Raw genomic sequence first — 24,777 nt, 5'->3', positions numbered from 1 at the left:
CTTCCCTCATCCTGGTTCATTTTGCAAGTGGATTAGGTGAGGGTATTCCTAAATCAAACTTGATTCAGCTATTTTACGTCCTCCGCAATAAAAATTTCACCAAAAGATCAGCCCAAAATATACCATTTAAAAATCATTTTGTGTATAATATGATCACGTTATTTTTCTTGCAAATATCATGGCCCAAAAACCAACTAAAATCACACACCTTGTAGTATTGGGAGATAGTTTATCCGATAGAGGAACGCTTAATAAACGCGAGCTGTTGGGTTTTATCCCCATGAGTTATTTAAGTGGATTAAGAAGCAAATCTCCAAAAGGTCGATTCACTAATGGTTTTCTTTGGGGTGATTATGTCGGTGCGACCACTGCAGAGCAATTTGAGATAGAGCATATCCGAAGAAAATTAAGATTGCATAATAATGCAAGAGACAATGCGGATATAGGCGATGAATTACTCATCAATGATAAGGCGCGAAGAGAAAATGAAAACTCTTTTAGCTTAAATGAAGACAATCATATTCTGTTTAAAGGGGAAAGATTTGCCCGCTTCTATTGCGAAGGTGGATTAACTTCTCATGACTACTCTTGTAGCTTTACCTTTAACCTGGTTCTGTTCTTTACAAGATTGATTCTCGCTACTTTGGGAGGAAAACGGACTCAATTATTGGCTGATGATAAAAAATACAATATTTCCAACCTTGAAAAATCTGAAACATTAGTTGTGGAGTGGTCAGGCGCGAACGACTTGATCACCGCCAATGACAAGCCTTCTCGTGCGGCTGCAGAGAAAGCCGTTAACGACCGAATTCAAAATATTGAAGCGCTTATTCATAATGGGTACAGAAATTTTGTTTTATTCAATTTGCCCAATCTCTCATTGACCCCAAGATTTCAAAGAAAAAATGCTGAAGAACAGCGTAATGCATCTGATTGTACTGAATACTTTAATCAGCAACTGCAGACAAAATCTCTTGAATTAATCAAAAAATACAAAGAATTGGGAATTCCTGTCAATCTCTCCGTCTTTGATGTTAATGAGCAGTTTAAGGAAGTTTACAGTAATCCCGAACAATATGGCTTTGATAGAGACAAGTTAAAATCCCCTTACGTTGAATCGGATCTTTTTAAAGAAAATCAGAAAAACCCTGTCGATCAAAAAGAACATATTTCACCAGCTAAAGGATATATGTTCTGGGATGATGTTCACCCGACTGCAACAATGCATGACTGGTTAGCTGAGCGTTTCAAAGAGAAATACTACGATAAAATTTTTCGATTTGAACCACCGCTTCAGGCAAAGCATAGGCACAAAGAAACTGCTGATGCTCTGGCAAAAACAACGGACTCCATGATCAAAACCGATAAGCCGATCAAGAAGCTTCCGGAAGATATTGTATTGATGTTGAATGCTATCCATTCAAGAGCACAATTGATGTGTCAATCCACTGATGCTCAACGACGTGAAAAAGGTGAATTATTAAAGCATTTTATTTTTGAAATAAAATGCCAACATGGAAACCTTGAAAACATCTATGGGTTAATCTCTGCATTTACCTTAAACCCTGATCATTCAAAAATAATAAAAACTCACCAGAATCCAATGATTGATTTCTTTAGAAATAAGGTAACGACAAGAAGCGAAGATGATATTGCTGCCTTGCAAAAAGCGGTCGCAACGTATTTACAACCTAAAGAAAGCAATGAACATCTCGTTAAACTTACCTGATAAACGAAATCCTAACTTAATTGATCTGGTAAGTTTTAATGCATCCCTGATAGGGAACACGCGTACTTTTCACCCCATAAAATAGTCCTGCTTCCAGATTATTGCATACTTGCTCTGGACTTAAGGTGTCCAGGCACTGGGGTATCGTTTTATTTTGACAATTTGGAAAAATGGCGTCAGGAATGTTCATCGCTTGATAATGCTCATTACCCCACTCATACAAATCGGACGTAAAATAAGTAGTAAAATTTCTGACCCTCATTTGCTTGTCTAAATCAAAAATTTTCATCCCGGGATTGTTGTGATGCGCCCTGCTAATTCCGGGAGTAGAAAACGCATAAATAGTTGAGCTATCGGATAATTTGATTTTCCTGAATTCCTCCATATGGGAGTGTGAGAACAGTATGGTGATTTGATCATAGGATCGATGATATTTGTCTAATAAGGTCAAAAATCTTTCCAGATAAATTTCATGCCAAAACCGGTTGCCGTTATAGGCTGTACCAGGAGGAACATGCATCGCCAACAACAATTGCTTTGCACGGTGGTTTTTTAATTGTTGCTCAAGCCAAAATAATTGTACAAAAGCATCCTTTTGTTGGTTAGGGTACTTTGGTAAAAAAACAGGGGTTTTGGTCCATTGAACTGAATTAAGTGCTATTAAAATAATCTCTTTATTATCAGGGATGACATAACTGGAGTAATACCCATCCTTGCGCATATGAGTATCATCAATAATTAACCCATCACAATGAACGCAAGCACCATCCCAATCCAGAGCCAAATTGAGTGGCGACTTATTGTCTGAAGAAAATGGCTGGTAATTGCCAAGCAAGGAATCATTATTTCCTGTAATATAAAACATGGGCTTTTGACCCGGATTCGCTTCATGCAAACCATGAAATACAACTTGTTCGTATTCTTCTTTTTTAGATGTCGAAAATAACGAGTGAGTAGGCAGATCACCCAAATGTAAAATAAAATCTACATTTTGAGACAATTCCTCAAATCGTTTGAACGTCACGTCCAAAAACTCCTTTCCAGTATCCTGCCCATCCTTTGCTATATTTTCTGCACCATAATGAATATCAGAGATTGTTAGAAACTTTGGTGCAGAAAAGGCTAAAGAAACAAAACATGTTAACAAAAGAATTACCCGAATACTAAAATTCAATTACTACTCCAAGCCAATTTATACCGAAATTATTCAGTTCTCAATTATAGCTCTTTTATACAGGACTTACGATAAACCTCAATCTCTTTGTTTAAAAATGTTTTTAATTCGGTCATTTAGTTTATCTAAACTCCCTCATTAAAAACATTTTTGCCTTGACCTTGGCGTTTTCGTAAGTACTCTCACAATCACCTTGAATACTGCAAAGCCCGAATGCAGAAATAACAATCTATTTAAAATGAGTTATACCGATAAGGATTATACGAGAACCTGCCGGTATCCAGGGTCCGTTCAGGCTGAGGAGATGCATAAGCATCGTCTCGAAGCCCTGACACGAAATATGAAATCCCATACAAGGCTTCGAGATAACAACTGACCTTATCCATAACTTCACGTTATTTAAATCGTGTTTGGGCAAAACACAAAACCCAATCCCTAATGACGCCTTCCAAATCAATTTAAAATCAATTGTTCAGGACTGGAGAAATGTTTGCAATGCAACAATAAAATGAAAGAGGTAGGTTAGGCAAAAGTTTAATAAAGGGCACTAATAAAATAGAGTAATTTTATGGAATGATTGGAATAGCCCCGCATTGCATTTTAATAGTACGAGGCTGGTCTCTCTTTTAATTATCAAACTGGGGTTATACCGCTTCCCGAATTATCCAGGTTCTCTCTGCCTTATTTTCAGATAAAGGTGCTTGCACCCAAAGCAGCAAAGGTTTTCCCGATGGTGTAACAGGCATCACTTTAGAAGACAAGGCTACGGCGAATGAATATTTCTTGCCAATTGATTGTAAAGCTTTCCAAACGCTATTCGCATTAGACTGATTGTCTGTCACGATTAATTCATTGCCCCGGTAAACCACATTCACATCCTGTCCTCTCAAGACCTGCCTCACTGCCGTTTCCAAACGCCTCCATTTGGCTTGATGAACTCTCTGTAACTCAATTTGTGTAGGATTAAATTGGAACTTAATGCGACTATGGGGAGATAATACCCGTGCCAGTCGACTGCTTGTTGGACTTTGCTGCAAGAAATAAGTGCATAATGCGTCTAATAATGGACGTCCTGGCCCAGCTGGTTTTCCGGGTAATCTATTGATATACATAGCAAAAGCCAAAGTATGGCCATTAGCAGTATACAAGTAACCGGATAAACTGTTCATACCCGTCATCGTCCCGGTTTTGGCCCGCACAAATCCTTGTTGATTTGGGGTTTTAAACCGTTTTTGCAAAGTACCATCCCGACCAGAGATGGGTAAAGCAGCAATGTATTCATAAGATAATGGGAAACGTTGATACAAGAATTTTAAAAGCGCCATGGTTTGCGCTGGAGTTACCAAATTATAACGTGATAATCCAGAACCATCTGTAAAATTCGAGTCTTTTAAATCGATTCCCGTTTGTTGCTGCAAAAAATTTTTAATTACAGGCTGTGCTTGCTTCCAATCTACAGGACTACCCTTAATTTTGGCAGCAGCATGCAAGTACAAACTATCAGCATATAAATTATCAGAAGGTTTTAAAGTATCTGCCATCAGTTGGGAAATTGGCTTTGAATAGCGAGTGTCAATTAATAAAGTACCAGCAGGCGCTCTTCCAAGCAAAACCTGTCCATTTAATTTAATATTAGACTTGGCAAGCTCACTCACAATCATCCCCTGGGCATAAACAAAAGGATTCTTTATAGCGATGCGTTGCTGAACAGCCCATTGCCCTAATCCAACACAGCCTCTTACCGTTAAATTGTTCTCAGGATCCAAATAAAACCCTACACCACATCCTTTCTCACTTGCCTTCGTGGTCGCTTGATTATTCAGGTTAATAGTACCGCCGCCATCATCTACTTCAACAATAGCAGGAGCGCCTGCTTTAGCCCCGGGGTTGACCGTGATTGTTAATCGGTTGGAATCAACCATCAAAGGTGCTATTGGCGCACCATAACTATAAGATAAATCAGAAGTTAGCCAGCCTGGGGGATAGGCGGGAATGGACATCAGGCTACTGTCAATGATCACATTACCTTGAATGGTTGTGATATTCCAATCCTTGAGTGAAGAAAGCAATGTCTTTAAATCTTCTCTGCTAAACGAAGGATCGCCGCTGAGATGTAAATACAAGTTTCCGTGCAAAACACCTTGTTGTAATTGATTGGCGCTCGTACTGAGTTGATTCTTAAATTGGTAGTCTGGACCCAAAGCCATCAGAGCCGCTGCCTCGGAAAAAAGCTTCATGTTACTGGCAGGAATATACAAACGATTGGCATTGCGTTTATATAGCGTCTCGCCCGAGGTTAGATCGGTCACGACTATCCCCAGGTTCACATGAGGGTTTAGCCGATTAATTAATTTATCCACCTCGAACTGCATACTAGCCGCATGAGATGACAGTGACCATACTGCCCACATGAATGCCCCAGTCAACGTCCTTTTCATTTAAATATTTTCCTTAACATTGAATTTCACAATATAAATCAGTTTGAATTGTTTGATGCATAGTGACAATTTCTGAGTTAGTTCCGATAAGCTAATCATATCTCAAGCCCAATCGCTCCAAAAGCCCTGCAAGGGTATCATTATCAAAAAATTTTACTTTTAACCAACCTCCGTCTTCACCATCGTTTACAATTTGTACAGGAGCCCCCACTTGCTCAGCCAGGATAGTCTGCAACCGCTCAATATCTCTGTCTTTTCTGGGATTTTTTGGACTGTTCGTATCTTTATTTTTATAAGATTTAATTTCTTGCTCTAAGTGTCTGACAGACCACTCCTCTCCAATAACCTGGTGAGCAAACATTTCTTGCTGTTCAGGATTTAAGCCAACCAATACGCGAGCATGGCCAAAGGATAACACTTTGTCTCGAACTAACTGTTTAACCTTATCTGTCAAGGTAAGGAGACGAAGAATATTTGCGACATGACTACGAGATTTACCTACCAACGCTGCGATCTCGTCCTGATGATAATGAAATTCTTCAATTAAACGCTTATAACCAGTGGCTTCCTCGATTAAATTCAAATCCTGACGTTGAATATTTTCGATTAAAGTGAGAGCGCATGCCTGTTGATCACTATAATCTCCAATCAAACAAGGGATTTCATTTAATCCCGCCAATTTGGCCGCACGCCATCTTCTTTCACCTGCAATAATTTCATATCGCTCTTTTGCTATGGGTCTTACCACCAAGGGTTCAATTAAACCCTGGGAAGAAATTGACTGAGCCAATTCCTGTAACTCCGTTACATTAAAATCTTGCCTGGGTTGATACTGACCTGCCTGCAGGCTTGTAACAGATAAATAAGTAAATCGGGTTTGCATAGGAAAAAATCAAAAAACGTAAGGATATGAAATTGTTTCACAATAGTGCCTGGAATGGAATTGTATCCGGTTTATCTGACCACAAAGAAAAACCCTGAAACGAGAAAAAACTTATTCTAAACAGTGGGTCTGTTTATTATTTTTTCCTCATTTTCCTTGTTACTTTGAGATTGAACTCCAAAAAATCGAAGAGTGGACTGATAAAGCATTTCTTTGGACTTGGAGTTTAATTCTTCAGCGAAGTCGGGATATTTTTCTAATAATTTCTTGCCAAGCCCAATAATATACGAATCCTTGGAGCTTTGAATGAGACGCATATAATGTGCAGCAGTAATCAAGTCATTCGTAGATCCGGATTTCAATAATATCTCACAAGCAGATAACATGGCATTCGTGCAACCTTGGGCAGCTGATTGCAAAATCATCTGCTTATGCTGTGATGATGAAGGAGAATAAACTTGTGCCAAACGAAATAAAGCCAAAGAATTCGTTTTAGCTAATACCTGCATTTCAGGCAGACGCTTCACTACGGCTTGCTTTAATCCCGGATTATCGGGTTCTCGTTGTAATTGTTTAACCAAAGCAGCAAATTCGCTAGTTGGATCTAATTGCGCGGCCATACCTCAACCTTTGATTATCATCTTCATTAAAGACAGAATAAATGCTCAAAATTAAGACAAAATTAAAGGATGGCACTTTTACATTTTTTTTACACTTAACTGTTTTTTTAACTGTATTTTAAGGCTATAAATGCCAAAAAACTTCCATCTCGATCAAAACATGGAATGAAAATTAAGATAGTTTCTCATACCTATCCCAACCCAAATGAAATAGCATGTGTGCTAAAATTGCTGAGGTCAGTCCATATTGCCAAAATAAAAAACCAAAGAGTATGGACTGCGAAAGACTCAATAATACAAAAGAGTAAAGAAATCGTCTGGATGGTATGCAACCTGCTGCAATATAAGCTGGAAGTTGGCCCACAGCAAAAATAAATCCACTCAAAAATATTGAAATAATTATAATTTCCGAATTAATTTGACTTGTAAACAATAGAGCAAAAAAGCACACTACATTCATTAATCCCCATCTGGCAATTACCTCTTCTACGACCCCTCCATAAAGGACACAACCATCAAGTCCTATTTTGGACCGTAATTCCGACATAATCTTGCAACTTTTTTCATCAAGTATGGAACCAAACAACCCATAATACAGTATACAAAAAATAATCAACCCTAAAAGGGCATATAAAAAAGTAGGTAATAAAATCACTTGAAAGGAATCCAAGCTTGCTTTGCCTTGCAAAAGACCTTCCAGGAGAGGATCGCCTAGCCCGGTACGTGAAGACAGGATGGAGCCAGCAAAACTCATGACAAATGTCATAAATAAGGTTTGCAGCACAACAAAACGACTAAATCTTTTTTTTAATCTCTCGGTATTATCGGCTAGCAGAAAATATACCAGGCGATGCATCACGATTAAAACACCAGGAATGGATAAACAAAACAAGACAATAATTACAGGCCAATCAATTATCATTTTTCATCCTTTCGCAATACACTGTAAAAAAAGCCATCCATGCCGTGCTCCCCAGGCAATATCTGCTGACCATGCCCAGTCCACCTTCCCCAGGACCATTTGCCATCACTCACTTGACAATCCGAATGCTCTGCAACAAATCGGGCGATTTGCAACTCATTTTCATCACTCATAATAGAGCATGTGGCATAAACCATTAAACCACCTGGTGCAAGCAGTGGCCATAATGAATTCAACATGCTGGATTGTACCTGAGAAATTGCTGAAATCTCTTCATCCATTCGTAATAATTTGATATCAGAGTGGCGTCTAATCACTCCTGTAGCGGAACAGGGCGCATCCAGTAAAATACGATCAAATGAATGACCATCCCACCAGCTTCTGGATTCCAATACATCACCTTGCACTACCGTTGCTTGCAAATCCAATCGATTTAAGTTATCTCTGACCCGCTGTAAGCGCTGTGGGTCTAAATCCAATGCAACACAGGAAGCCAAACCAGACTCTTTCTCCAAAATATGACATGTTTTTCCGCCAGGAGCGCAACAAGCATCCAATACTCGCTGCCCGGGTTTTAAAGACAACAAATACGCTGCTAATTGAGGCGCAGCGTCCTGAACAGACACAGAACCTTGTGCAAAACCAGGAAGCGTCATCACATCACAAGGGATTGCCAAAGTAATTCCATCTGGTGCGACAGGATGTTTAAAAGCCTCTATCCCGGATTTTTTTAGTAAATCAAGATACTCATCAACTGAGTTTTTCAGCACATTGACTCTCAAAGTCATAGGTGGGTGTTTATCATTCGCCTCAGCGATGAATTGCCAATCGTTTGGCCAGTCTTTTTGCAGGCGTTGAAGTAGCCAATTCGGCTGTCCATAGATAAAAACCGGTTCTGCTGCCAGCTTTTCCAGAATATGGTCTTGTCGACGGCAAAAATTCCTTAGCACAGCATTCACCAGTCCTTTTGCCCAACTTTTTTTAACCTGCCCCAGTAAAGACACTGTTTCCTTCACCACGGCATAAGCCGGCTTATTCATATACTGCAATTGATAAATACCTATCAACAAGACTATCCATACCTCATTATCTTTAGGTCGCTTATTGATTAAAGTATCAGCTATGGATTGTAAACGAAAACAATGACGACAAAATCCATAGCAAATTTCTTTTGTCATGGGAGAAATTTCTTGCGGAGACATCAAATAGGATAGGTTTTTTCTGCATTCTGTCAAGGCCGTCAAAATTTTTAAGGCGTTGAATCTGTCATTTGTTTTCATTGCAACATTAAACCAGTATGCAATTGTGTTTTACCCGAATTTAACCAATCCCTAACTGAAATGACCTTTGCTCCGGGAAATTGAATCTTTTCCACTAACAATGCATTATCACTGGTAGCGACCAACATTCCATTTTTATCGATATTTAATACCATGCCCGGCATCTCGGTACTCATGATATCAGTTGCTTTTGCCTGGTGAATTCTGAGCATTAATTCCCCAGCCAGCGTATAGGCAACAGGCCATGGATTAAATGCGCGAATTTTTCTATCTATTTCCACTGCAGACTGATGCCAGTTAATTCGTGCCTCTTCTTTATTAATTTTACCAGCATAAGTGGCTAATTCATTGTTTTGTAATTCAAATGGTGCTGAATTGGATGCTAAAGCCTCCAAAACATCCAATAATGGTTTTACTGACATTTGTGCTAATTTATCATGCAAACTACCAGCGGTATCCGAGGAAGTCACAGGACATGCGGCCTTGCATAACATAGGACCTGTATCCAATCCAACATCCATTTGCATAATGGTCACTCCGGATTCAGCATCACCATGTAAAATGGCATGTTGTATTGGAGATGCGCCACGCCAGCGCGGTAACAGAGAAGCATGTACATTAATACAACCCAAACGAGGAATTTCCAACACTGCTTTTGGTAATATTAATCCATAGGCTATCACGACCATTACATCGGGCTTTAAGGCAGAAAGCTCATCGATAGCTTCTTGATTTTTAAAATTAAGAGGTTGATAAACTGGTATCTGGTGATTTATTGCCCATTCTTTTACAGGAGACTCCTGCAATTTACGGCCTCGACCAGCCGGCCTGTCGGGCTGAGTATAAACAGCCTTGAGATGATGCCTTGATTGAATTAAAGCATCCAGGCAGGGTAAGCCAAATTCTGGAGTTCCAGCAAAAACGACAGTTAAACCATTCATGGTTTACGAGCTTGTAAACGCTTGAATTTATCTAATTTCCGGCGAGCCATCATTCTCTTCAATGGAGACAACATATCGACAAACAATTTGCCATTCATATGGTCAATTTCATGTTGTAAACACTCAGCAAGCAGCCCTTCACCCGATATTTCAAACGGTTTGCCGAACCTGTCCAGTGCCTTCACGGTCACTTTTTCAGCTCTGACAACGGTATCATAAGCCCCTGGGACAGACAAACAGCCTTCTTCAAATTCTTTTTCGCCATGAGAGGAAACTATTTCAGGATTAACAATAACGATCTGCTCCTTTTTATCTCCCACTATATCAATGACAGATAAACGCAAGCTGACTCCTATTTGCGGTGCGGCAAGCCCAACTCCCCGAGCATCATACATTGTATCAAACATATCGTTGATTAATGTCTGTAAACTCTCATCAAAAGTCTCGACCGGCTTAGCTATTTTTCTTAACCGCTCATCAGGTAAATAAAGAATCTTGCGAATTGCCATTGTTTATCTAGTTCTCCACACGTTAATCATGATATTATCCCCGATATACAGTAATGCTGCAAGATGCTAAGGCTCAACTAAAGGGATTGATACATGAAATATTGTCTCCTCATTTTCTGTTTCATTATATCATCCATTACTCATGCCTTAAGCCTAAGACCGGATTCCCCCTCTCGTTATGTTGTGCAACCTGGAGACACCTTATGGAGTATCTCCAGCCGTTTTTTGAATAACCCCTGGGAATGGAAAGCGTTATGGCGCGCAAACCCCCAGATTCAAAATCCCGACAGGTTATATCCTGGTGCCGTTCTCGCTTTAGAGTATTATCAAAACATTCCCTATCTCAGGGTTCTGTCTAACGGAACAATCAAACTTTCCCCCAACATAAGACTGACACCCCAGGAAGATGCCGTTCCACCAATTCCATTAGGCGATATCAAACCTTTTTTGGATGAATCGTTAATCCTGGATGTTAATGTCCTAAACCGAGCACCGTATGTGATAGCACTCATGAGTGAGCGGATGCTTGGAGGCCAGGGAGACGAAATTTATGTCAGAGGCTTGCATCCCTCCAAAGAAATGCCTCAAGGAGGCACTATAGGATACTCCATCTTCAGGGGAGGGAGAAATTATTTTGATCCAATAACCCATGAATTGTTAGGCTATAAAGCAGTCTTGGTTGGTTATGGAGAATTGGTTGCTGGCGGCGAGCCAGCTACGGTTTTATTGACCAGTATTAATCAGGGCATCAAAATCAATGATAAGGTATTGATTAATAATCACCCTGAATTTGAATTGTATTTCGAACCTGAAACTCCTGCCAGGCAAGTCAGAGGATACATTATTGAAATGCCTGACAATATGCCTGTTGGAAATACACAAGAGGCTGTTGGAGGAGTCATTATCATTAATCTTGGAGAAACCTCCGGGATAAAACCGGGAGATGTTTTGGCTATCTATGGCAAGGAACGTATTGTCAATGATCCCCAAAATCATCTCAGACCTATTACCTTACCGCAAGAACGTCTTGGCGAAGCTATGGTATTTCGTGTGTTTACAAAAGCAAGTTATGCCCTGATAGTAAGATCCACGCGTGCTATTCATTTATTAGATACAGTAACGAACCCATGAATAATCTGCAACCCCTCCTCTCCTTAAATAGGATGAAAAGAATTGGCCCCCGAACCGTATTAAAACTGCAAAAAAGATGGCCTGATTTAAACCTTATGTTCCAACTGTCCAGTGTTGATCTGGAAGAAGCGGGCTTGCCATCCTGGTTGGCACAAACCATAAAAAATTTTGATCCGGACTTTATAAAAACTGATTTGGACTGGTTAAGTTCATCAGAAAATCATCATATTTTAACTTGGGACTCCCCCTATTATCCCGCATTGCTCAAAGAAATAGCCGATCCTCCCTTCATTTTATACGCTAAAGGTGAGCTGTCCGCCTTGACACAACCCAGCCTGGCTATTGTTGGAAGTCGCAATGCTTCTGTAACAGGAAACGAGAATGCCCGAGCATTCTCCAAGGAGATTTCCAGGCATGGGGTAAGCATAGTGAGTGGTTTAGCCTTGGGAATTGATGCTCATGCTCATTTAGGTTGTCTGGAAGGTGGCGGCAAAACGATAGCCGTCTTAGGTACCGGAATTGATTCTATCTATCCCCGCCAACATTTAAAATTAGCTGAGCAAATTACAGAGAATGGTTTATTATTAAGCGAATTTCCTTTAAAAAGTCCACCAATTGCTGGACATTTTCCACTCAGAAATCGTATAATAAGCGGTCTATCATTATGCATTTTGGTTATCGAGGCAGCAATTAAAAGCGGTTCTTTAATTACAGCAAGAATGGCTCTGGAACAAAACAGAGATGTATTGGCTATTCCCGGATCGATTCATAACCCGTTAGCCAGGGGCTGCCACCACTTATTGCAACAGGGTGCGAAATTAGTAACTTCAGTGGCTGATGTTCTTGATGAACTAAAAATTGAGCACCATCAGTTCGCTTCTAATAAACCAATTTTTTCCCTTGCCAGCGGTAAGGAAAACCTAGTAAAGTTCATTGGTTTTGAAACTACGACTATCGATCAAATTATTGGTCGTAGCGGATATAGCATGGAACAAGTCACGAGTGGACTGGCTGAACTAGAATTGAAAGGGGCTGTGATGGCAGTTCCCGGTGGCTATATAAGGTGTGAATATGAAAGATAATTTATTTGAAATGTTATTGAATTTGTTTGAAAAAAGTCTTACTCAACTCCAAAAAAGCCATAAATCCAATGATCAAGACTCCCAAAATCAATTGCTTGAAGAAGATCTTTTAAGTGCTGAAGAGCAATCTTTGTTTATCAAATCCGCTCAACAAAAATCAACGCGTATTTTTACTTACGATGAGCAGATGAAACTGACAAAAGCCAGTTATCAATTTCTAATGCGTATGAAGCTATGGAATATCCTTGATATCGATCAATTTGAATCAATAATAAATCAACTTCAATTCTCTGAATCTCGTATTGTAACCTTGCAAGAAACAAAATGGACTATAAGAAATGCTCTGGCATCTTCCTTGAATGAAGAGGAATTAACTTTTCTTGATCTTGTGCTATACCAAACAGAAGATGAATTAACAATTCACTAATTAATGAGTGTACTGATATCAACCCATTCATGAACTGTTAGTGAGCCACACAACCCAAAAAGGATAAGGTTTATTTGATATGAGTAAACACTTGGTGATCGTCGAGTCGCCCGCGAAAGCTAAAACAATACAGAAATATTTAGGAAATGACTATGACGTGTTAGCGTCTTATGGTCATGTGCGTGATCTGCCTGCTCGTAAAGGATCAGTAAACCCTGAAAAACATTTTTCCATGACTTATGTTCCTATTGAAAAAAATGCGAGACACATTGATACGATAGCAAAAACTCTTAAAAAATCAGACTCTCTACTGCTGGCAACTGACCCTGATAGAGAGGGAGAAGCTATCTCGTGGCATATTTTTGAATTAATGAAAGAACGAAACCTTTTAAAGGACAAATCAGTTCATCGAATCTTTTTTAATGAAATTACAAAAGCAGCAATCCAGGATGCAATTAATCATCCTCGCTCCATATCCATGGATTTGGTAAATGCTCAACAAGCCCGACGTGCTCTTGATTATCTGGTTGGCTTTAACCTGTCCCCTTTGCTATGGAAAAAGATTCGACGAGGATTATCGGCCGGACGAGTACAAAGCCCTGCCCTTAGGTTAATTGTTGAGCGAGAAGAGGAAATTGAACGTTTCATTGCTCAGGAATACTGGAAAATAATCGCAAAATGCGCTCATGCCAGCACCGAATTTGAAGCACGACTGACCCATTATAACGAAGAGAAACTTCGACAGTTTTCAGTCACTCAACAAGAACAAGCCCATGAAATAAAAAAGCAACTGATAGCACAAGCACAAGGCTTTTTAACCGTTGCTCAAATTGATAAAAAACAGCGTAAACGTAAGCCATCTCCCCCCTTTATTACCTCTACCTTGCAACAGGAAGCCGCCAGAAAATTAGGTTTCACCGCACGAAAAACCATGATGGTCGCTCAGCAATTATATGAAGGTATTGATATAGGCACAGGAACGGTGGGTTTAATCACTTACATGCGTACTGATTCAGTCAACCTGGCAAAGGAAGCGATTGACGAAATACGCGACTATATCACACAACGTTATAAGGGAGATAATTGCCCGAATTCTCCCAGAATTTACAAAACTAAATCCAAAAACGCACAGGAAGCACATGAAGCCATTAGGCCAACTTCCATCAAAAGAACTCCAGAAATGGTGCAAGGTTCCCTGACAAGCGATCAATTGAAACTCTATAGCTTAATCTGGAAACGCACAGTGGCCTCCCAGATGGCTGATGCCATCCTGGATACGGTGAGCGTGGATTTTAGCTGTGGTAAAGGGAATACCTTCAGAGCCAATGGTTCAACAATAGCCTTTCCTGGCTTCCTTTCTGTCTACGAAGAAGGACGAGATGATTCTAAAGACGAAGACAATGAAGATAAAATTTTACCTGCTTTCAATATAGGTGAAAAAATAAAAGTATCGGATATTGAAACCAATCAGCATTTTACCGAGCCACCTCCGAGATATTCTGAAGCAACTTTGGTTAAAGCTCTTGAAGAATACGATATAGGCAGGCCATCTACTTATGCCTCTATCATTCATACTTTGCAACAGCGCGAATACGTGATAGTTGAAAAAAAACGTTTTTTGCCCACTGACGTGGGTAGAATTGTCAATCGATTTCTAACCAACTATTTTACTCGCTACGTCGACTATCAGTTTACCGCTGGCCTTGAAGACACACTGGATGCCGTCGCGCGTGGAGAAAAGGATTGGATCCCTGTTCTAGAAGAGTTCTGGCAACCTTTCGTCCAGCAAATTCAGAATATAGATGAACAAGTGCAAAGAAAGGATGTTACTACGGAATTATTAGATGAAAAATGTCCTAAATGTCAAAAGCCATTGTCCATTAGGCTCGGCAAGAGAGGACGCTTTATTGGCTGCACAGGATATCCGGATTGCGATTACACTCAGGATATAAGCAATCCAGAAGGAGAAAAATCAGAACCTGAAGTCGTGGAAGGCAGAAGCTGCCCCCTGTGTCATGGAGCCTTGCATATTAAAACCGGCCGCTATGGAAAATTTATTGGGTGCAGCAATTATCCTGAATGCAAGCATATGGAACCTTTAGAAAAACCCTCCGATACTGGCGTCACATGCCCTAAATGCAACCAGGCGAAAATTCTGCAGCGGAAATCAAGAAAAGGGAAAATCTTTTATTCCTGTGGAAATTACCCAAAATGCGATTACGCTCTGTGGAATGAACCCGTGGATTTGCCTTGTCCTAAATGTGCATGGCCAATCTTAACCTTAAAAGAAAGTAAAAAATTTGGTCGTCAAATTCTTTGTCCTCGTGAAGGTTGTGATTACTCTGCCAAAGAAGACTAAGTACTTTGTTACTCCAGTTTTTACACCCTGAGTACCTCAGACTATTGGATTGCGAATGATCTGTTTGTTTTATTCGCAATCCATTAACCCAGTAAATTATCTCAACTCACTAAGGGATTGTTATTCTTCTGTAAGTATAATTTGGCCAAATGATAGGAAGCATAATCGGTGATATGTCCTGAATCGCGAAATACTGGAATACCATTGATATCTACCTTGCACATTCCCGACGGACACTGAGCTACTCGTGGGTCAATAATGACCAGTGTCTTGTATTTTCTTTGCATTTTTGCAAACAAATTATCGAACCAAATCTGTTCACTGACATCCAGGTTAAAATCACACTGCTCGGGATTGTATTTTTTATGCAGCTTGATATGCTCAAAAAAACAATTGTAAGGATTCCCCTTAGACAGTGCTATCGATTTGATTAATACAGGTTTCGCTCCTGAAGTGGTAATAAGCTCCAGAGCTTTATCCAAAGCCTTTTCAATGCGCTTTAAAGAAAGCTCTTGAGATCGGTTGTCATTCAATTGATCAATAATTCTATCACTAAAATAACCATTCCAGTTTTGGCCTAAAATAACATAATCATAGTGGTTGGTTTTAATCATATTAAAATAGCGATTCGCTTGATCATGGCATTCCTGGTAAATCTTATTTTTAACATTCCAATCAAATTGATATATGTCAGGCAAGGCAAGACAAGCAACCGTTGCATGAGCCAAAATGGATACATTGGCCTCCTTTGCCAACGTATCCATAAATCCCCAATGCTGATTGGAATAAGAATCGCCTATCATAAAGCCGGTTCGACTATCCGAGTTTTTTGCTCCCAGAACGCACTGAGGATTAACTTCGGTATTTTTGCGTTCCAGACACAAAGGCCTCTGTGGATTTTTGTACTTGTTTAATTCCGCATAAACCTGGATTGCTTCATTGAAACGATGAGGATAACCCGCATTCTTTTTAATCAGATAATCACTCAAGTGAGTGACAAAAACCGGCATAACCAATAAACAAACCACTGTATAGCTGAACCGGATTCGATGCAATTTCCTTGCTGGTTTTTCAATAAATCGCCAGGAAAGATAAGCGATAATCAATATCAACCCAAAAGTAACCAACAGAACCAAATTGGACTCTTCAATGTTTAAATAGCGCATTAAAGCCAATACAGGCCAATGCCAAATGTACAAGGAATAGGAAATTAATCCTATGAACACCAGAGGTCTTAATGAAAGAGCATAAGTTACTATAGGTTGCGGCTCTTGTTTTCCAGCGGCAATCAGTATGGCCGTTGCAAGGCATAAAATTAAAGTATACCAATTGGGAAAACCTATATTAATGCCATGGTGCATTGCAATATAAAACAGCGTCAGAATAGCCAAGACAGTTATAAAATTTAATACATATTTATTGGCTAAAAAACGTTTACTCCCTGAAGCTGAAGCAACACAGGAACCAATTAAAAACTCAAAGATACGACTGGAAAATTGATAATACGTTTTTGCAGGATTACTCCAAGAGTAATACATGGATAATGCGAAAAAAGTGATGGTTAATAAATAGGTTATCTTGATTCGATGCTGTGAACCAACCAATCGGTAAAGCAAATAGATTCCAACCGGCAAGATAAAATAACACTGCCATTCTACGGATAAAGACCACATATGCAAAAGAGGCAATTGATTGCTATCCGGAGAAAAATAATCGCTAGTGACATTTTTAAAAAACACATTCGATGTAAAAATAGATGTTTTACGGGCACTTTTACTAAAAAGCATCAAGTCATCGGGCAGATAATAAAACAGGGTAACCAGGGTTGTGACTACAATCAAACAAATAAAAACAGGCTGTAATCTCCATAATCGCCTGCTGTAAAAGTCCATAAAAGAAAAACGATTATTTTGCAAAGATTTTTCAATGATACTTGTAATGAGAAATCCTGAAATGACAAAAAAAACATCAACTCCAATAAACCCGGATGGGAAAAGAGTTAAGCCTCCATGAAAAAATAAAACAAATAAAATAGCAATTGCTCTTAAGCCATCAATATCTGAGCGATAGTTCACACTACAATTTCCATAAAATGATTGTTGATTAATACTAATTACATGCCCACTCTTGCACTTTATTTCTGTACAAAGGTTTGCAAATTGGGAAATTCAGAGTTATATCACAATAATCTTTTTTTAGTGAGAACTATTTTAGTGTGGTTCATTCATCAATTGTTCAATATAGCGTCTGCAGGTTAACGGTTTATATAAATAATTAATTAAATAGCGAGTTCCACCAGTTCCTGTGATTATCAAAGTACCATAACTTAAAATACTGCCTAAAATGGATTGACGTATGTCTATCGTTTCAATTTTATTCAGGGGGATATCCACAGTTTGCCTTACTATGATACCGGTACGTAAAATAACTTGCTTCCTTTTTATGGTAATGGAAGAAAAATGATAGGTTACCCAGGTAATCAATATCCAGATCAGTGCAAAAAATCCTAAAAAAAGACTCACTTCGCGCAACTGGATGATATAAATATAAATTGCCATCACTAAACCCAATCCGACGAAAGGACCAAAAAATATGATCCAATGCAATCTGGTAAAATAAATGTCATTACTTTCTGTAGTATTTTCAGCCATTGATCACCCTTATATACCTCAAAAAAATATGATATTGCACTTAACGTTAATTTGCTATTCTATACATAAATCAACTTACTTTTCGATAGTCTAACTCTTTAATAGATACCTAACAATTAAGACGGACGTTATGAAATCAATCAGTCAATGCCTAAACAAGCAACTCAGTACAATTTGCCAGCATTCTATGCAATTGGAAGAGTTATCTCTTAAAATTTCTGCATTTCTTCCTTCCCATTTCATTTCTAAATGTCAAGTAGGTAGTTTTAATAAAGGGTGTTTGGTTTTAACCACAACCAATGCTGCTTTTGCGTCCGAAATACGTTATTTACTTCCTGAATTACGGGATAAATTGAGAAAAGAAGCCGGCCTTTATCAGCTGTCTTCAATTAAAATTACCATCATTGCTCCCTCCTATCAAATCGAAAACCCTGCACAAAAAAAATCTCTTACCCTGTCTGAAAAAGCCAAGGCAACCATTATTAGTGAAAGCCAACACTGTACTTATGAGCCACTGAAAAAGGCATTACTGCATTTAGCTCAAAGTGAATAACTCATCAACCATCTCATTTGTATTATGAATTTTTTTTAACTATAATGCTCAAATATTCAGCTAATATGTTAGAGCTTGCTATGCCTAAAATAAATAAAATTGTTAATGGAACAGACCTAACCCCCCATTATCTAAGTGAGCCAAACAAAGAATTCAAAATCTACCGTTATAATAAGGAAGTTTATGCTGTTCGTTTTGAGAATGATAAACCAATAGATTATGTTTTAATGTGGAAAAGTCACAAGAGTGAGCATACACAGAACAGTGAAATGATTAAAAATACTGAAGAGGATTATAAGGAGCTTGGAAAAGGAGAACAAGGAACGGTATATGAGAAAACAGAAGATAAGGCAATGAAAGTATCTCGAGGCAGACATCCAAGAGAATTTTATGAAGAAATTAACCTCCATATTATAGAACAGCAATTTTTCCTTAAATATCATGGCATTCAAGAGCACTTTGTTCTAGGACTCTGGAATATCAAAAATGAAAAAAACGTGTATTTCTACATGCCTAAAATCAATGCGATCCCTATTAACAAAAAAATCGACCAGCCCAAAATTGAGGAATTTGTTCTTGCGCTTAAAGAACTTAATGATGCAGGGTACTGGCATCCTGATTTGGCAAATAATCCTTACCATATTAGTCCACAAAATCTGATTGCAACAGAAGAAATGGTAAAGACTATTGATCTTGATGGTGGCTTTCAGTACGACAAGGGAAGAGTTGATGATCTCAGCAGGAAATCTCTTGTTTATGGTAAAGATCAATGGCTATATGTCTATAATTTCATCTATCCACCCACCGATGAGGAGGATAACAGAATTGATTGGAAAGTCCCTATAGAGAAATGGTATGAAAATAACAGAGACGAATCTTTATCGGATAATCCACATGCGTTGCTTCGATTTTACCATGAGGGACTTATATCATTGCCAAAAAAACTTGCCCATGATCTGCTTGAGACAATATTAGAAGAGTTATCCCAGGATAAAAAATTTAAAAAACATTCGCACGAGGTAGGGGTGAATCGCTTTTTTAGCCCGAAAAAACAAGAAATCTATGAGGGTTTAAAGGGTGATGGGCTAAAAAAAGTGATCCTAAAAGAACTTAGAGACTCGTTAGCTGAGATAAGAACAATGGAGCAATTGGAGGAAAAAAAACTGGAGTTTTTAGCTTCCCCAGAAATGCAAATTCTTGCTGAAGGTCAGGATAAGACAACAAAAGCACTGAACTTAAAAACCAGTTCTCATAAAAAAGTGATGGTAATATTTAAAGAAGCAGAAGAGCGAATATTGAATAGCCCTAATGTAAGCATTTAGGACGTGTCAATTTTAATTCTGTGAATAGCATGCTTTTATGTGAGTTAGTTTCGGCTTAATTCAAATAACTCTTGAAAAATTAATTAAGCCTTTTTCATGGCAAACTTATAGCGTTTCGACAATTTTTTTAAGTAAAGCTCCATTAATAACTTCCCCATAAAAATGGACCCTCACTATTTCCTTCTTTCGCTAACATTTCTTTTGAGGCAGTTCGTCCATCATCGATATTGGCTTCCAATCGATTAAGATGCATTATAATCAAATTAATACAATATATTTAAATCCTTCTTAAGGTGATCATGCTGAAACAAATTGTGCTAACCGGTCTAGTTATTATAGGGATTGTCATTACGCTAATGTACTTATTTCAGCGCCACCTCATTTATTTCCCTAATAGACATACCCCAAAGCTGGAAGATTACAATGCATCGGATATGAAAGTAATTTCCTTACGTACAAAAGATAATTTACATTTAAAATCCTGGTATAAACCTGCAAGCAAGCATCGCCCTACAATACTCTATTTGCATGGGAATGCTGGGCATATTGGTTACAGAATGCCTTTGGTTCGTGAATTTATTGACGCTGGTTTAGGCGTATTTTTATTAGAATATCGTGGCTATGGAGGCAATCCAGGCAAACCTAGCGAGAAAGGTCTTTATGCAGATGGAGAAACAGCCATTGAATTTTTAATTCAACATGGTGTGCCATCAAAGCGCGTGATTCTATATGGGGAATCCATAGGTACCGGAGTAGCAACTCATCTTGCCACAAAATACCCGGTTTGTGCGGTTATACTTCAATCACCCTTTACATCATTAACCAGGCTTGCCCAGTATCACTACCCATTGAACTTCCTTAAACCCTGGGATCAATATAATTCACTTGCCCGTATGAAAAAAATTAATGCACCCATTCTGGTTTTGCATGGAAAATTGGATCAGATAGTACCGTATCAAGAAGGCTTAAATGTTTTTAATGAAGCCAATGAACCTAAAAAAATGATTTTTTTTGACGACAAAGAACATAATGATTTGTGGAGTGCTGATAATTTTTCGAGGGAAATTATTCAATTTGCTTTAAACCAGTGTTCCTAGCTTTTTTGGATAGTTCATTGTTAAAGCATTGTCATCATCAACGTTATTTTGAACTTAATCATCGATTTCCGCAAAGGCCATTGAAAATCTCCTTTCAACCCAGTCCTTATTGAGGTACTGAAAACAATCTTGCAGATAATCGGCCAATTCCTCTTCATCCAAGACATGCTCGAAACCTACAGGTTCAACGTCATGGTGAAAGTATTCGCCGAAGTACTTCATTGAGAAATCAATATAATCCCGAGTATGCAAAATAAAAGAATGCCACATCTCATCGAGGATCAACAATGGTCCAAAAAGATAGGTTTTTTTCCCCTGCAACCTTCTTTGCTTATTAAGCCACATCCAGGCTAATAAATCCTCAAAGAGAAATAGCCCTTCTTGTATGGAATATTCTGGATGAGAATAGCAAAAATGAGTCACTATTTTTTCATTTTTATAGTGAAGTAATTCAGAAAGAGAAAAACTCATTAACGCCCACAACAAGTTTTTTTATTACTTGGTTTCTGAGTAATGAATCTAATTATTCTACAAATCATTTTTTCTTTAGCCATAATTGTCTCTTATTGTTAAAATAATTCAAGTTTAACCCAATGTTTGTAAAGGGCGCAACTGAATGTTTTTATTTTCATCAATCAGTATCATATGTTGTGGTGGCACATCTTCCCATCCTTCATCCAAATCATTTAGCCTTTCAGAAGAGACTACAACATAAGCTGGATTACCTTCTTCTTTTATCCATAATCCTTGAGTAGATAATACATACCCAATCAAATAATGCAGCGTCAAAGGTTTTTTCTTCTCATGACTGCAATAGCGGGTAGCGATAATCTTTTTACCATTTGTAAGACAAATATTAAAATAGGAAGGTCCACTATGGCCAAATTGTCCTATTACTTCCAATATTTTGTTAATAGTTTCTTGCAGCACATCAGCAGCCACCGATAGTTGATTAATGTCTCTTCTTTTTGCTAATTGTAAAAACAAACCAAACAAATGCTCAGAATCTGTTTGACCTTTAACCCAATGGTAAATGTCATCATCCAACAAATGCCTTATATGCCTTTTCACATCAATAAAATCATTAATTTCCCCATTATGCATTAACATCCAATCGCCATAAATAAAGGGATGGCAGTTATAATTGGTTACTCCTCCTGCACTGGCAGAGCGGACATGAGCAAAAAAACAAGGAGACTGAATTTTTGCTGTTAAGTGTAAAAGATTTCTATCGTTCCAGGCTGGATAAACGGAGGTGAACAAAGCAGGATCAGAGCTAACTTCTGGTGAATACCATCCCAAACCAAAACCATCTCCATTGGTTCGATATTTGGTTTCGCGTGCATGCAAACTCTGCATGATGATTGAATTCTTAGGTCTTACCAACACATTTTCCAATAGCGTAGGGCGTCCCAAATAAGCAACGAATCGACACATAACAGCCTCCATCATCGAGTGATTCGAATAGCAAACTCTAATTAATTAACTAACTTCCAACTTTCTATTACTCATATCCCTAAATCTGTAATCCATTCGACTGTCATTGCGCGTTATTATAAGGTACCCGAAATCACTACAAATCAACTCACTTTACCATATGATACAACGATTCTTACTTATCATAGGGCTACCATTTGGAATATTAAATGCCTCTTGAAATTGAGGAATATTTGCCAAACTACCATTGACTCTGTATACAGCAGGCGGATGTGGATCTGTTGTCACTTGATTACGAAGTTGCTCCGGCCTGACATTCATAGCCCAAACATGAGCTGTTCCTAAGAAAAATTGTTGATCAGGGTTAATTCCTTCTATCGTTTTAGCATTCTTGTACTCTTTTGAACGCTGAAACGCTTTATATGCCAAGATCATTCCGCCCAGATCTGCAGTTGCTTCGCCAACAACCAATTGTCCCTGTACATGCAAATCGCCATCTACTACATATTTTGAGAATTGATCAGCAATGCATTGCGTCGCATTTTTGAATTTTGATAAATCATTTGGCGCCCACCAATTTTTCAAATTTCCATAACCATCAAATTGAGCACCTTGATCATCAAATCCATGCGTCATTTCATGACCTATAACATATCCTATTGCCCCATAATTTATGGCAGTCGGAGCCTTTGGATCAAAAAAGGGAGATTGTAATATACCTGCGGGTATATTGAGGTTATTCATTGAAGGATCATAATACGCGTTGATCGTTTGAGGCGTCATCGCCCATTCACTTCTATCTACAGGTTTACCAATTTTGTCGAGATCTCGATTGATCAAGAATTCGTTTGCTCTGATAACATTCAATACGTAGGGTCCGCGATCTATTTTCAAGCTGGAATAATCCCACCATTTGGTGGGGTAACCAACTCGTTCTTCCATTAAATCCAGCTTTTTCAATGCCGCATCACGAGTCTTGGGTGACATCCAGCTTAAAGTTTTTATATCTTCTTGTAGTACTGCTCTGATATTTTTTAGTATATCCAAGACCTTTTGTTTAGATTCAGGAGAAAAATATTTTTCTACATACAATTCTCCGATTGCAAATCCCAATGCACCATTTTCAGTGTTAACTACTCTTTTCCACCTTGGTAATAGTTTTTGTGTACCAGTTAATGCAGAAACCATCTTAAAATTCTGATCGACAAAGGGTTTGGATAAATAAGGAGCGAATGCATCTATCAAATGCCAACGCAGATAAATTTTCCATTCATCCAAACTAACTGACTGTAATAATTCATTCATTGCTTTGAAAAAATCAGGCATAGCAAAATTGATTTTTTTAATTTTGCCCTGACCTCTAGCGCTCAAGTATTGAGACCAGGAAAAATTAGGTGTCAATTTATCCAATTTAGTAATGGTCATCATATGATAAATGGCGTGTGGATCTCGTTGCTCCACTTGTGACATGGACGCTTTAGCCAATTGAGTTTCAATATCCATTACAATTTTAGCTTCTTTTGCCGCCATTTCAGGACGGTCACCCAATAGCTCAAACATTTTAGTAAGATGGTTAACATAAGTTTCTCTTACCTGTTTAAATTTAGCTTCTTTTTTAAGATAATAATCTCTATCTGGGAGCCCCAATCCCCCTTGCATAACAGCCCCTATCATGGAAGTGCTATCCTTAAAATCTTGCATGCTGCCAAAATTAAACAAGGGCCCTACGCCTATTTTGTGCAGATGGGCAACTTCAGTCTGTAAATCTTTGAGATTCTTAATTGCTTCTATTTTAGTGAATTCTGGTTTTAGAGGCGTGATACCTGACTTATTAATGCTATCAACATCCATACCGCTAAAATAAAAATCCCCCACTTTCTGCTCAATACTTCCAGGTTTAGCATGAGTATTCTTGGATGCATTGATTAACATCTGATGAATAATGTTTTGTACTTTCTCATTTACAACATAAAAACTTCCCCAGGAAGCATAGTCAGCGGGTATTGGGTTATTCTTTTTCCAATTGCCATTGGCATAGGTATAAAAATCCACAGCTGGTGACACACTGGTATCACGCCAGTCAAGATGAAGAAGATCGTTTGTATTATTATCGGAAAAATTGGAGTTGGAAGAAAATACTATAAAACTAGATAACATCATAACAATACAAGTTGCAATCTTAAATTTCATCCTGATATTCCCCTTAATTTGAGCTTTATATA

Annotated in this window: 21 protein-coding genes; 8 read left to right on the top strand and 13 right to left on the bottom strand. The window is 38.4% G+C overall.

Annotation, left to right across the window (positions count from 1 at the left end; genetic code table 11):
- Positions 1 to 178 precede the first annotated feature (178 nt).
- Positions 179 to 1,729, top strand: a complete 1,551-nt coding sequence (gene plaD / locus OQI99_RS14220; RefSeq protein ID WP_061513768.1) for a GDSL family phospholipase PlaD — start codon at positions 179 to 181, stop codon at positions 1,727 to 1,729.
- 16 nt (positions 1,730 to 1,745) lie between these two features.
- Here plaD and legS1 read toward each other — a convergent pair whose 3' ends face one another.
- The 8 genes from legS1 to def all read right to left on the bottom strand — a co-directional run bounded on the left by legS1 (position 1,746) and on the right by def (position 10,496).
- Positions 1,746 to 2,903 (bottom strand): Dot/Icm T4SS effector LegS1, encoded by a 1,158-nt coding sequence (gene legS1, locus OQI99_RS14215; RefSeq protein WP_265732210.1) that lies wholly within the window; start codon positions 2,901 to 2,903, stop codon positions 1,746 to 1,748.
- A gap of 644 nt (positions 2,904 to 3,547) precedes the next feature.
- Entirely contained in the window at positions 3,548 to 5,341 is a 1,794-nt protein-coding gene (gene dacB, locus OQI99_RS14210) for a D-alanyl-D-alanine carboxypeptidase/D-alanyl-D-alanine-endopeptidase (protein WP_061513766.1), read from the bottom strand.
- 91 nt (positions 5,342 to 5,432) lie between these two features.
- On the bottom strand, positions 5,433 to 6,224 hold the full coding sequence (locus tag OQI99_RS14205) for a ParB/RepB/Spo0J family partition protein (protein ID WP_061513765.1): 792 nt from the start codon (positions 6,222 to 6,224) through the stop codon (positions 5,433 to 5,435).
- A gap of 116 nt (positions 6,225 to 6,340) precedes the next feature.
- Positions 6,341 to 6,844, bottom strand: coding sequence for a Dot/Icm T4SS effector Ceg33 (gene ceg33 / locus OQI99_RS14200; protein ID WP_061514740.1), 504 nt, complete (start codon positions 6,842 to 6,844; stop codon positions 6,341 to 6,343).
- A 172-nt stretch (positions 6,845 to 7,016) separates the two neighbouring features.
- A complete protein-coding gene (locus OQI99_RS14195; protein ID WP_061513763.1) occupies positions 7,017 to 7,766 on the bottom strand; it encodes a type II CAAX prenyl endopeptidase Rce1 family protein in 750 nt (249 codons plus the stop codon).
- Entirely contained in the window at positions 7,763 to 9,046 is a 1,284-nt protein-coding gene (rsmB, locus tag OQI99_RS14190) for a 16S rRNA (cytosine(967)-C(5))-methyltransferase RsmB (protein WP_265732209.1), read from the bottom strand. Before rsmB ends, OQI99_RS14195 begins: the two co-directional genes overlap by 4 nt.
- Positions 9,043 to 9,987 (bottom strand): methionyl-tRNA formyltransferase, encoded by a 945-nt coding sequence (fmt, locus tag OQI99_RS14185; protein WP_061513761.1) that lies wholly within the window; start codon positions 9,985 to 9,987, stop codon positions 9,043 to 9,045. The genes rsmB and fmt overlap by 4 nt, the downstream gene beginning before the upstream one ends.
- Complete coding sequence (def, locus tag OQI99_RS14180) at positions 9,984 to 10,496, bottom strand: peptide deformylase (RefSeq protein WP_061513760.1); 513 nt, start codon at positions 10,494 to 10,496, stop codon at positions 9,984 to 9,986. The genes fmt and def overlap by 4 nt, the downstream gene beginning before the upstream one ends.
- Before the next feature lie 93 nt (positions 10,497 to 10,589).
- Between def and OQI99_RS14175 the strand changes: the two genes are divergently transcribed.
- The 4 genes from OQI99_RS14175 (at position 10,590) to topA (ending at position 15,495) form a co-directional block, all read left to right on the top strand.
- Positions 10,590 to 11,627 carry a LysM peptidoglycan-binding domain-containing protein gene (locus tag OQI99_RS14175; protein WP_061513759.1) on the top strand — a complete coding sequence of 346 codons (1,038 nt, stop codon included), beginning with the start codon at positions 10,590 to 10,592 and terminating at the stop codon, positions 11,625 to 11,627.
- Positions 11,624 to 12,709 (top strand): DNA-processing protein DprA, encoded by a 1,086-nt coding sequence (gene dprA, locus OQI99_RS14170; RefSeq protein ID WP_061513758.1) that lies wholly within the window; start codon positions 11,624 to 11,626, stop codon positions 12,707 to 12,709. The genes OQI99_RS14175 and dprA overlap by 4 nt, the downstream gene beginning before the upstream one ends.
- The gene (locus OQI99_RS14165) at positions 12,699 to 13,136 is read left to right on the top strand and encodes a DUF494 family protein (protein WP_061513757.1); all 438 of its coding nucleotides are present in this window, start codon (positions 12,699 to 12,701) and stop codon (positions 13,134 to 13,136) included. The genes dprA and OQI99_RS14165 overlap by 11 nt, the downstream gene beginning before the upstream one ends.
- A gap of 79 nt (positions 13,137 to 13,215) precedes the next feature.
- A complete protein-coding gene (topA, locus tag OQI99_RS14160) occupies positions 13,216 to 15,495 on the top strand; it encodes a type I DNA topoisomerase (protein WP_265732208.1) in 2,280 nt (759 codons plus the stop codon).
- Between the two features lie 101 nt (positions 15,496 to 15,596).
- Here topA and OQI99_RS14155 read toward each other — a convergent pair whose 3' ends face one another.
- Both OQI99_RS14155 and OQI99_RS14150 read right to left on the bottom strand, forming a co-directional pair.
- Positions 15,597 to 17,570 carry an acyltransferase family protein gene (locus OQI99_RS14155; RefSeq protein ID WP_265732207.1) on the bottom strand — a complete coding sequence of 658 codons (1,974 nt, stop codon included), beginning with the start codon at positions 17,568 to 17,570 and terminating at the stop codon, positions 15,597 to 15,599.
- Between the two features lie 135 nt (positions 17,571 to 17,705).
- Positions 17,706 to 18,146, bottom strand: a complete 441-nt coding sequence (locus OQI99_RS14150; RefSeq protein ID WP_061513754.1) for a PH domain-containing protein — start codon at positions 18,144 to 18,146, stop codon at positions 17,706 to 17,708.
- 130 nt (positions 18,147 to 18,276) lie between these two features.
- Between OQI99_RS14150 and OQI99_RS14145 the strand changes: the two genes are divergently transcribed.
- The 3 genes from OQI99_RS14145 to OQI99_RS14135 all read left to right on the top strand — a co-directional run bounded on the left by OQI99_RS14145 (position 18,277) and on the right by OQI99_RS14135 (position 21,118).
- A complete protein-coding gene (locus OQI99_RS14145) occupies positions 18,277 to 18,699 on the top strand; it encodes a DUF721 domain-containing protein (protein WP_061513753.1) in 423 nt (140 codons plus the stop codon).
- A gap of 17 nt (positions 18,700 to 18,716) precedes the next feature.
- Complete coding sequence (lem28, locus tag OQI99_RS14140) at positions 18,717 to 20,021, top strand: Dot/Icm T4SS effector Lem28 (RefSeq protein ID WP_080447402.1); 1,305 nt, start codon at positions 18,717 to 18,719, stop codon at positions 20,019 to 20,021.
- A 299-nt stretch (positions 20,022 to 20,320) separates the two neighbouring features.
- Positions 20,321 to 21,118: an alpha/beta hydrolase gene (locus OQI99_RS14135; protein WP_061513752.1), complete on the top strand. Its 798-nt coding sequence runs from the start codon at positions 20,321 to 20,323 to the stop codon at positions 21,116 to 21,118.
- Between the two features lie 54 nt (positions 21,119 to 21,172).
- Here OQI99_RS14135 and OQI99_RS14130 read toward each other — a convergent pair whose 3' ends face one another.
- From OQI99_RS14130 to OQI99_RS14120, 3 genes are all read right to left on the bottom strand, one after another.
- Positions 21,173 to 21,589, bottom strand: a complete 417-nt coding sequence (locus OQI99_RS14130; RefSeq protein WP_061513751.1) for a hypothetical protein — start codon at positions 21,587 to 21,589, stop codon at positions 21,173 to 21,175.
- Between the two features lie 114 nt (positions 21,590 to 21,703).
- The gene (locus OQI99_RS14125) at positions 21,704 to 22,555 is read right to left on the bottom strand and encodes a class II glutamine amidotransferase (RefSeq protein WP_061513750.1); all 852 of its coding nucleotides are present in this window, start codon (positions 22,553 to 22,555) and stop codon (positions 21,704 to 21,706) included.
- Positions 22,556 to 22,708: 153 nt separating this feature from the next.
- Positions 22,709 to 24,745 carry a M13 family metallopeptidase gene (locus OQI99_RS14120; RefSeq protein WP_265732206.1) on the bottom strand — a complete coding sequence of 679 codons (2,037 nt, stop codon included), beginning with the start codon at positions 24,743 to 24,745 and terminating at the stop codon, positions 22,709 to 22,711.
- Positions 24,746 to 24,777: the final 32 nt, after the last annotated feature.

Origin of the sequence: Legionella sp. PATHC039, assembly GCF_026191275.1 — a bacterium.
In the GTDB taxonomy this organism is placed as follows: Bacteria; Pseudomonadota; Gammaproteobacteria; order Legionellales; family Legionellaceae; genus Legionella; species Legionella pneumophila.
Note: the sequence above shows the minus strand (reverse complement) of the source record. Positions and strands in the feature narration are given on the sequence as shown.